The 9,595-nt window shown below is 73.2% G+C and carries 11 protein-coding genes; 6 read left to right on the top strand and 5 right to left on the bottom strand.

The genetic code is table 11. The features are described from left to right. Positions 1–640, top strand: a 640-nt coding sequence (locus GVL05_RS19090; protein ID WP_159574171.1) for a TetR/AcrR family transcriptional regulator, incomplete at its 5' end; no start/stop codon positions are given. Beyond that, on the top strand, positions 637–1,524 hold the full coding sequence (locus GVL05_RS19085) for an alpha/beta hydrolase (RefSeq protein WP_159574170.1): 888 nt from the start codon (positions 637–639) through the stop codon (positions 1,522–1,524). The genes GVL05_RS19090 and GVL05_RS19085, both read left to right, overlap by 4 nt. 99 nt (positions 1,525–1,623) lie before the next feature. Here GVL05_RS19085 and GVL05_RS19080 read toward each other — a convergent pair whose 3' ends face one another. Beyond that, on the bottom strand, positions 1,624–2,523 hold the full coding sequence (locus GVL05_RS19080) for an NmrA family NAD(P)-binding protein (RefSeq protein ID WP_159574169.1): 900 nt from the start codon (positions 2,521–2,523) through the stop codon (positions 1,624–1,626). 98 nt (positions 2,524–2,621) lie between these two features. On the opposite strand from GVL05_RS19080, the gene GVL05_RS19075 reads away from it, so the two are divergent. Further along, entirely contained in the window at positions 2,622–2,969 is a 348-nt protein-coding gene (locus tag GVL05_RS19075; RefSeq protein WP_123339786.1) for a hypothetical protein, read from the top strand. Positions 2,970–3,065: 96 nt separating this feature from the next. On the opposite strand, the gene GVL05_RS19070 is transcribed toward GVL05_RS19075, so the two are convergent. Both GVL05_RS19070 and GVL05_RS19065 read right to left on the bottom strand, forming a co-directional pair. Then, entirely contained in the window at positions 3,066–3,371 is a 306-nt protein-coding gene (locus GVL05_RS19070; RefSeq protein ID WP_134193897.1) for an EthD family reductase, read from the bottom strand. Positions 3,372–3,455: 84 nt separating this feature from the next. Continuing rightward, positions 3,456–3,872, bottom strand: a complete 417-nt coding sequence (locus GVL05_RS19065; protein WP_123937737.1) for an HIT family protein — start codon at positions 3,870–3,872, stop codon at positions 3,456–3,458. A gap of 81 nt (positions 3,873–3,953) precedes the next feature. Between GVL05_RS19065 and GVL05_RS19060 the strand changes: the two genes are divergently transcribed. Both GVL05_RS19060 and GVL05_RS19055 read left to right on the top strand, forming a co-directional pair. Beyond that, positions 3,954–5,618, top strand: a complete 1,665-nt coding sequence (locus GVL05_RS19060; RefSeq protein WP_159574168.1) for an ABC-F family ATP-binding cassette domain-containing protein — start codon at positions 3,954–3,956, stop codon at positions 5,616–5,618. A gap of 64 nt (positions 5,619–5,682) precedes the next feature. Then, positions 5,683–6,597: a L,D-transpeptidase gene (locus GVL05_RS19055; RefSeq protein ID WP_159574167.1), complete on the top strand. Its 915-nt coding sequence runs from the start codon at positions 5,683–5,685 to the stop codon at positions 6,595–6,597. Here GVL05_RS19055 and GVL05_RS19050 read toward each other — a convergent pair. Together GVL05_RS19050 and GVL05_RS19045 are read right to left on the bottom strand one after the other, a co-directional pair. Next, the gene (locus tag GVL05_RS19050; protein WP_159574166.1) at positions 6,594–7,121 is read right to left on the bottom strand and encodes a gluconokinase; all 528 of its coding nucleotides are present in this window, start codon (positions 7,119–7,121) and stop codon (positions 6,594–6,596) included. The genes GVL05_RS19055 and GVL05_RS19050 overlap by 4 nt on opposite strands. After that, positions 7,118–8,668, bottom strand: a complete 1,551-nt coding sequence (locus tag GVL05_RS19045; RefSeq protein ID WP_159574165.1) for a GntP family permease — start codon at positions 8,666–8,668, stop codon at positions 7,118–7,120. The genes GVL05_RS19050 and GVL05_RS19045 overlap by 4 nt, the downstream gene beginning before the upstream one ends. Before the next feature lie 206 nt (positions 8,669–8,874). Between GVL05_RS19045 and GVL05_RS19040 the strand changes: the two genes are divergently transcribed. After that, positions 8,875–9,573 (top strand): FadR/GntR family transcriptional regulator, encoded by a 699-nt coding sequence (locus GVL05_RS19040; protein ID WP_159574164.1) that lies wholly within the window; start codon positions 8,875–8,877, stop codon positions 9,571–9,573. Positions 9,574–9,595 lie beyond the last annotated feature (22 nt).

Raw genomic sequence — 9,595 nt, 5'->3', positions numbered from 1 at the left:
CGCCCGCCCCACCCGGCGGCGCAGCAGCACCCGCGCGGAGCTCGTCCGCGCGGCCGAGGCGCTGTTCGACGAGACCGGCTCGGCCTCGGCCAGCGTCGAGGCGATCGTCGCACGTGCGGGGTTCACGCGCGGGGCCTTCTACTCGAACTTCGCGACGACCGACGAGCTCTTCTTCGCGGTGTACGAAGCGCAGGAGGCCGTGGTCGTCGAGCGGCTCGAGGACGGCTTCCGGGCCGCGCTCGGCACGACCGACCCGCAGTCCGTCGACGCGATCGTCTCCGGTGTCCTCGGCGGCCTGCCACCCGAGGGCAAGTGGTACGCGATCCGCTCGGTCCTGTTGTCCCGGGCGCGACACGAACCCGAGCTCCGGGCACTGCTCCGAGCGCACACCGACGCCTTCCACGCGGCACTCGAACCGCTGCTCGTCGAGTCGGTCACGGCACAGGGCCGGCGACTGACCGTCGCGCCGGACGTCTTCACCCGGGCGGTGGTCGCCGCACACGTCGGCGCGGTCAGCCAGACGGTGCTCTACGACGATGCCGCGACCATCCGCGTCGCCGCGGTGCGGGGCGCACTCCTCGGACTCAGCGAGCCGGTGCGCGAGGCCGACGACACCTCCGACGCAGGAGGCACGGCGTGATCGTCCCCGAAGCCGCGGTCCCGCTGTTCCTGCGGGCCACGCACGCGAACGCGCCGTTCGTCACCGAAGCGGGAGCGCACCGAGCCGTCCGCCGACAGGCCCTCCGCCCCGAACCCTTCGGACCACCGAAGCGCCTCCGGCCCGACGTGCGCGTCGACGTCCACCGTCAGGGCGGCTCCCCCGTGTACACCGTGACCCCGAGCCGACAGCCACCGCTCCGCGACCTCGTGTACGTGCACGGCGGCGGCTGGGTCCACGAGATCGCCCCGCAGCACTGGGCGCTCATCGCCCAGCTCGCCGCCGAGGCGCGCGCCACCGTGACCGTGCCGATCTACCGACTCCTGCCGGACGGCAACGCCCGACAGGCACACGACCTGGTCGTCGACGTCGCACGCCGCGTCATCGACCAGCGCGGACGGGTGCAGCTCGCCGGCGACTCCGCCGGCGGGCAGATCGCGCTGTCGGTCGCCCAGACCCTGCGCGACGAGGGCGTACCGTCGCTCCGGACCGTCCTGGTGTCACCGGCGCTCGACCTCGGCTTCTCGAACCCGCGCATCCCCGAGGTGCAGCCGAGCGACCCGTGGCTCGGTCGCGACGGGGGCCGCGTCCTCGGTCACCTGTGGGCCGACGGCCTGTCGATCGACGACCCGGTCGTCAGTCCCCTGACCGGTTCGTTCCACGGCCTCGGCCCGATGCTCGTCCACACCGGGACCCACGACGTGCTGAACCCCGACGCGCACCTGCTCGTCGCGGCCGCCCGGTCCGCTGGCGTGGACGTCACGCTGCGCGAGCGCCCCGGCGCGCTGCACGTGTTCCCCCTGCTGCCGACGCGCGGCGGACGAGCAGCACGGCAGGAGATCGTCAGGGCTGTCCGCGGCGCCTGACCGTCAGCGCAGGACCCGGCCGGCGCGTGCCCGTGACGGCCACGGCGGCGGACCGCCGGCCGTCCTGCGCGACGCGGGGCGGGCCTCCCGGTCGGACCGTCAGACGCCCAGGTGAGCTGCGAGCACGTCGCGGACGCTCGTCCACCCGTGCGGACCGAAGCGGTCGTCGTCGACGTGGTGGAGTTCCGCCTCGCCGCTGAACATGCTCACGAAGTACTGCATGCCCTGCCACGCCGGGAACGGTTCGGCGTCGTCCTTCGACAGCCGTCGGCCGATCCGTGCCATCGCCGACAGCGTGCCGGTCGTCCCCGCCCACTGCAACCGGAACGGGGTGCCGGTCAGTCGGGACATCGTGTCGGCGATCGACCGTGCCGTGACGCGGTCGCCGGCGACCTCGACCACACGGGGTGCGTCCACGTCGAGTGCGACGAGCGCCGTCACGCGCGCGACGTCGTCCTTCGTGGTGAAGTCGAGGACCTGGTCGGCCGACGACCAGTAGAGCACCCGCTGGCGGTCGAACAGGATCAGCGGCGCCTGACCGGTGAGCATGTCCGTGAACGCCCCGTTCAGCACCGAGGTCGCACGGATCGGTGCAGCGTCGAGAGCGGCGGCGAACTCGCGACGGAGCTCGAAGTTGCGGTTCGAGCCGGGCGTGATCGAGCGGTAGTCGGCGGCGTAGTCCGAGGGGATGAACCGCGGGACGCCGGCCTGGACCGCGGCCTCGAGCAGGGCACGCTGGGCGTCCACGATCACGGCGCGGGTACCGCTGACCGTGGACACGACGACGTCGACGCCGGCGAGCGCCGTGACCAGCGCCGGTGCGTCCGTGTAGTCCGCGGTGACGACGTCGACGCGGTCGTCGTCGGCGAACTGCCGCTGGGCGCCGGTGCTGGACCGGCGGGTGAGGACGCGGACGCGGGTGTCGTGCTGCAGGAGCTCGCGGACGATGCGTCCGCCGAGGTCTCCGGTGGCGCCGGCGACGAGGACGGTGGTGGTCATGGCCGCCACGCTACGGGTGCGCGGGTGCGGCGGGCACAGGTGCGCTGGCGGCGGCGCCGGTGCGCTGGCGCCGGGTTCTGTGGCCCTATCCTGCGGAGGTGGACACGACTCTCCCCTCCGGCACGACGAAGCGCCGGATCGAGCTCCGGCTCGCTCGCCCCCTGCTCACCTGGTTCGCCCGCCCGACCGTCACGATCGATGGAGTCGGCCACCCGGCGCAGTGGGGCACGGGCACGTGGGCGGTCGCCGACGACGGCCGGACCGTGATCGGGGTGTACCTGTTCAACCGGGCATGGCGCTTCGGCGCGGCGACGGTGACCGTCGGCGATGCGGAGGTGCTCGAGTACCGCGCGGGTGTACTGCCCGTCGGCGCGGGCCGGTTGGCGCCCGTGCCGGTGCCGGGCCTGCCGGGCGTGCCGGACCTGCCGGGCCGAGGTTCGCGCTGAGCGACACTCCACGCGGCGCGGGACCCGAGGAGTGTCGCTCAGCCCGAGACCCGGGCCCGGCGCCCGGCCAGGCCCGGCACCAGGCCCGGCCCGGTGCTACTCGTGCTCGATGTCGGAGAACAGGCCGGTGAACGTGGCGCCCGTGCCGCCGAGCTGCTGGAAGAACGCGCCGGCCTCGGCGGTCGCCACCGCGTCGGAGGCATCCCCGTACGAGGCGAAGTACAGGTCGAGGGTGCGGTGCGCCGGTGTGGGCGTGCCGTCCTCCTTCGGCCAGACCTTCGCCGCCTCGAGCCGCTGCAGGCCGGGCAGCTTCGCGGCGAGTGCCTCGAGCTCCACGTAGGACTGCTCGAACGCCGACGGGTCGGTCGGGTTGTCGATGATCAGGGTGATCTTCGTGGTCATGGTGTGCTCCTGCGGGTGTCGGTGTGACGGGTGACGGTGCAGCGCCCACTCCACTCCGTTCCACGCACCGCTGCCCGGGATCGGCTACTCGAACATCTCGGCGAGGAGTGCGTGCGGGTCACCGTCGACGACGTGTGCCGAGGGCGGCTCCGGCCAGTGCGTCGTGCCGTCGTCCGGCCAGCACGGCACGACGTGGAAGTGCAGGTGCCGCACGCTCTGCCCGGCATCGGCGCCGGAGGCCTGCAGCACGACGGTGCCGGTGGCGCCGAGTGCGCCCCGCATCGCCCGTGCGACACGCTGCGCGAGCGCGACGGTGGCGGCCAGTGCCACCGGGGCGGCACCGAGCAGGTCGTCGGCGTGCTCGACCGGTGCGACGAGGGTGTGCCCGGGTGCGAGCGCGGACCCGGGCAGCGGCGCGAACGCGACGGCGTGGTCCTCGCGCTCGACCCACACGGCCGGTTCGTCGCCGGCGATGATCGCGCAGAAGACGCAGGATGCCATCCGTCCAGTGTGCTGCACCCGGAGCACCGGGCGCTCCGAGGGCGGTGCCGTGCGCGCGCCGCCGCGTGGGACGATTGGCGCATGACCGCCACGCTCGTCGCCAAGGGCCTGTCCGGCGGGTACGCCGCTCGCACACTGTTCGACTCCCTCGACCTCACGGTGGCACCGGGCGACGTGATCGGCGTCGTCGGCGTGAACGGTGCCGGCAAGTCCACCCTGCTCCGACTGCTGGCGGGTGTCGACGAGCCCCTGGCGGGCACGGTGTCGCTCGCACCGACCGACGCGTTCGTCGGCTGGCTCCCCCAGGAGCACGAGCGGATCGCGGGCGAGACCGTCGCCGCGTACATCGCCCGACGGACCGGCTCGGCCGAGGCGACCGAGGCCATGGACGCCGCGGCTGCCGCGCTCGGCGACCCGGACGCCGGCGACGCTGCCGCGGACCGCTACTCGACGGCGCTCGACCGCTGGCTCGCCGCGGGCGCCGCTGATCTGGAGGACAGGATCCCCGCCGTCCTGGCCGACCTCGGCCTCGAGACCGGAACCGATGACGACGGCGTCGGGCCGGACTCGCTCATGACCGCGCTGTCCGGTGGGCAGGCCGCTCGGGTCGGGCTGGCGGCGCTCCTGCTGTCGCGGTTCGACATCGTCCTGCTCGACGAGCCCACGAACGACCTCGACCTCGACGGGCTGGACCGGCTCGAGGGGTTCGTCCGGGGCCTCCGCGGCGGGGTCGTGCTCGTCAGCCACGACCGGGAGTTCCTGGCGCGGTCGGTGACGAGCGTGCTCGAGCTCGACCTGGTGCAGTCGTCCAACCGGCTGTTCGGCGGCGGCTACGACTCGTTCCTCGAGGAGCGCGAGATCGCCCGGCAGCACAAGCGCGACGCGTACGAGGACTACGCCTCCACCAAGGCCGACCTGGTCTCCCGCGCCCGCACACAGCGCGAGTGGTCGAGCCAGGGCGTGCGCAACGCCATGAAGAAGACCCCGGACAACGACAAGATCCGGCGCAAGGCCGCCTCGGAGTCGAGCGAGAAGCAGGCGCAGAAGGTCCGCCAGATGGAGTCCCGCATCGCGCGGCTCGACGAGGTCGAGGAGCCCCGCAAGGAGTGGCAGCTCGAGTTCACGATCGGCAGCGCGCCCCGGTCCTCGGCCGTCGTGGCCACCCTGTCCGACGCCACCTTCACGCAGGGCGACTTCACGCTCGGCCCGGTGTCGTTGCAGGTCGACGGCGGCGACCGCATCGGCATCACCGGACCGAACGGCGCCGGCAAGTCCACGCTGCTCCGGGCACTGCTCGGCAAGCAGGCGCCGACGACCGGCACCGCCTCGCTCGGGTCGAGCGTCGCCGTCGGCGAGGTCGACCAGGCCCGTGCGGCCTTCACCGGCGACCAGTCACTCGCCGCGGCGTTCGAGGCGATCGTGCCCGAGTACACCACCGCCGACGTCCGGACGCTGCTCGCGAAGTTCGGGTTGAAGGCCGACCACGTCGGACGGCCCGCGTCGGCGCTCTCCCCCGGCGAACGGACCCGCGCCGGACTGGCGCTGCTGCAGGCCCGCGGGGTGAACGTGCTCGTGCTCGACGAACCGACGAACCACCTCGACCTGGTGGCCATCGAGCAGCTCGAACAGGCGCTGGAGTCGTACGACGGCACCCTGCTGCTCGTCACGCACGACCGGCGCATGCTGGAGACCGTCCGCCTCGACCGGCAGTGGCACGTCGACGCCGGCCGGGTCACCGAACGCTGACGACACCAGGAGCACACACCCAGACGACGAGCGCACGCTGGACCAGGAGCACAGGGGGATGCCGATGCGACGCAGGAGCTGGATCGCCGTGGTCGGGGGTGCAGCGGCGCTCGCCGTCGCGGCCGCCGTCGTCGTCGGGGTGACCGCCGACCGGCCGGACGCCGACCCGACCCACGTCGCACGGGCCACCCCGACCGCGACGCCGACGCCGACCCCCACCCCGACGCTCGCGGCCGTCCCCCGAGCGCCGTCGGCCGCCACCCTCGCCGCCCTGCCGTCGGCGTTCCACGACGGCGTCGTCCCCGAACTGCTCGACGGCGGGGACGTCCGCCCCGCGGACACCTGGCAGATCGCCACCCCGCGGCACGACCTCGTGGCCCTGTACGCCAGCCCGTCCAGCCGCGCCCGCCCGGTGGCCACGCTGTCGCACCTGGTGTCGACGATCGACCTGCCCGCCGCCACCGCTGTCTGGGGCCGGTCGCCCGGCGTCGACGGCGGCATGCTCCTCGTCTCGACCCCGGCCCGGAACCGCACCCCGGGCGTCGGCGGCGACCCGGAGGCGCCGAGCGCCACGTTCGCCTGGGCACGGGCCGCCGACTTCACGGTCGCCGACACCGACCGGATGATCCGCGTCGACGTCGCCCGGAGCACGGTCTCCGTCGTCACCCGGAGCGGCCAGGTCACCGCGACCGAGGCGGCCCGGCTCGGCACCCCCGAGGACCCCACACCGTCCGACACCGCCACCTACGTCGAAGCGGCGTACGTGGACACCCGTGTGACCTACACGCAGGGCAACCCGATCATCCTGACCGGCGCGCACTCGTCGCGGATCCCGTCGTACGGCGGCAACGCGGCACTGACGGCGCTGCACTACTACCCCGACCCGACCGGCAGTTCGCACGGGTGCGTGCGGATCTCGGCGGAGATGACCCGCACCCTCGCCGCCCTGCCCGTCGGCACCCCGATCCGGTTCAGCTAGCGGCCGCCGCCGAGCCCGAGCCGCTCGACGACCTCGGCGCTCTCCTCCTCCGGGGTCCGGTCGGCCGCGATCGTCAGGTGCGCCTCGTCGTCCTGCGGCGGCTCGAGCGTCGCGAGCTGGGACTGCAGCAGCGACGTCGGCATGAAGTGGCCAGACCGCTGCGACATGCGCCGTTCGATCAACGCGCCGTCACCGGCGACGTGCACGAACACCACGCCGGGCGCCCGCAGCACGTCGCGGTACGACCGCTTCAGCGCCGAGCAGGTCACGACACCGTCCGTACCGGCGTCGAGGTGCCCGCGGATCCAGTCGGCGACGACGTCGAGCCACGGCCAGCGGTCCTCGTCCGTCAGTGGCGTACCGGCGTGCATCTTGTCGACGTTGGCCTGCGGGTGCATGGCGTCGCCCTCGGCGAAGTCCCACCCGAGCTGCTCGGCGACCATCGCGGCGACGGTCGACTTGCCGGAACCGGAGACCCCCATGACGACCAGGACACGCGCATCCAGAGCGGAGCCGCCGCTCATCGGATGAACACCCCGGCCAGCAGCACCCCGAGCAGACCGAGCACCGAGATGAGGCACTCGAGCACCGTCCACGTCTTGAAGGTCTGTCCCACGGTGGTGTTGAGGTAGCCCTTGACGAGCCAGAACCCGGCGTCGTTGACGTGCGACAGGAACACCGAGCCCGCACCGATCGCCAGTACGAGCAGCGAGGTCATCGGCGTGGACAGGTCGGCGGCGATCGGGGCCATGATGCCCGCCGCGGTGACGGTGGCGACCGTGGCCGACCCGGTGGCGACACGCACCAGGGCCGACACGACCCAGGCGACGAGGAGCACCGAGACGCCGGAGTCCTTCACGGCGTCGGCGATCACCCCGCCGATGCCCGTGTCGATGAGCACCTGCTTGAACCCACCGCCGGCACCGACGATGAGCAGCACCCCGGCGACCGGGGGCAGCGCGCTCTCGAGCGACTTCGCCACGGCGGACCGGTCCATGCCGCCGCCGATCGCGAAGAAGACCATCGCGTAGATCGCCGCGATGCCGATCGCGATCATCGGCGACCCGAGGAAGTCGAGCAGGCTCACCCACGAGCCAGCGGCGTCGGGCATCGTGGCCTCGCGGACGGCCTGGGCGAGCATGAGGACGACGGGCAGCAGGATGCCGATGAGCGCGACGGTGAACGACGGGCTGCGGGGCTCGCTGATGACGCGCGTGAAGTCGCTCTTGCCGTTGGGAAGGGACGCGGTGTCCTGCGTGGCGGGGCCGCGCCGGGCCTCCCGTCCGCCCGAGGCGGGGTCCTGCGGACCGGACGCCGAGCCGACGTCCGACCCACGCGACCCGAACATGTCGGGCGCGGGGATGTCGACCCAGCGGGCCGCGAACTGGGCGAACACCGGCCCGGCCAGGATGATGACCGGGATCGCCAGCACGATGCCGAAGGCGAGCGTGGTGCCGAGGTTCGCGCCGACGGTCGAGATCGCGACGAGCGGGCCGGGGTGCGGCGGGACGAACGCGTGCATCGTCGACAGGCCGACCAGGGCGGGCACGGCGATCTTCATGATCGGCACGGAGCTGCGCTTCGCGACGAGCACGATGATCGGGATGAGGAGCACGAGGCCGACCTCGAAGAACATCGGCAGGCCGATCAGCGCACCGATCAGGGCCATCGTCCACGGCAGCGCGGCCTTCGACGACCTGCGCACCAGGGTGTCGACCACGCGGTCGGCGGCGCCGGAGTCGACGAGCATCTTGCCGAACATCGACCCGAGCCCGACCAGGATGCCGACGCTCGTCATCGTCGCACCGAAGCCGTTGCCGAAGCTCACGACGGCCTTGTCCGGCGCGAGCCCCGCACCGATGCCGACGCCCAGGGCTCCCATCACGAGCGCGATGAACGGGTGCACCTTGAGCCAGGTGATGAGCGCGATGATCACGACGATGCCGACGAGGGCCGCGATGATCAGCTGCGGGATCGGCCCGGACGGGTCGACCGTCTCGGTGCCGCCGCCCTCGGCCGCGAGGACCGTGCCCACGGGGTGGGCGAGCAGGTGGACTGGAGCGTGAGGCATCGGTGCCCCTTCCTGGAGCCGCTGCCGCGCGGCTCCGTCGCCTTCGTGTCGAGGGGCGGCTGGCGCTTCGCGCACCGACCCTCAATAATCTGATTAATCAGACTATACGACGATCCGCCGCGCGCCATCCGCCCTCGGACGCAGTCTGCCGTTTCGATGGGACCGACGTCACGCCGATCGCGCGACCCGTACTGCACGGAGGAACGATGCCCCCAGCCCGCGGACTCCACGCCCACGTGCTCGACACCCTCGGGCAGCGCATCGTCGACGGTGCGCTCGACCCCGGCACGGTGGTCCGCCCCGAGCTCGTGGCGGACGAGTTCGGCGTGTCCCGGTCGGTCGTGCGCGAGGCGCTCCGCGTCCTGCAGTCGCTCGGACTCGTCGAGCCCCGGCAGCGCGTCGGCACGCAGGTGCTCGGCATCGGGTCGTGGGAACTACTCGCCCCGACGGTCATCCGGTGGCGTGGCGCCTCGCCCGCCTACTTCGTGCAGCAGCGGGAACTCCTCGAACTGCGGCTCGGCGTCGAACCCGTCGCAGCGTCGCTCACCGCCGGCGGCTCCGGGGCGTCCGCAGTCCTCGACGCCGCGCAGGACATGCTCGCCGCCTGCGCGCGCGAGGACAGCCGCGCGTACCTCGAGGCCGACGTCCGCTTCCACCGCGCCCTGCTCACCGGCTCCGGCAACGCCGTCTTCGCGCACTTCGCCGGCACCGTCGAGGCGCTGCTGCGCACCCGCACGTCGGAGTCGCGCGACACCATCACGCGCTGGACGCGCGAGGCAGCACTCCGCCACGAGTCCGTCGGGCACGCGCTCGTCGCGGGTGACGGGGCCGCCGCGGCGGCCGCGACGACGGCGCTCGTCGGCGTCACGCGCGACGAGTTCATCGCGGAGGCCCCGCGGCCCTGACGGGGTGTGCGGGGGCCGGCGG

Origin of the sequence: Curtobacterium sp. 18060, assembly GCF_902706105.1 — a bacterium.
Taxonomy (GTDB): Bacteria; Actinomycetota; Actinomycetes; order Actinomycetales; family Microbacteriaceae; genus Curtobacterium.
Note: the sequence above shows the minus strand (reverse complement) of the source record. Positions and strands in the feature narration are given on the sequence as shown.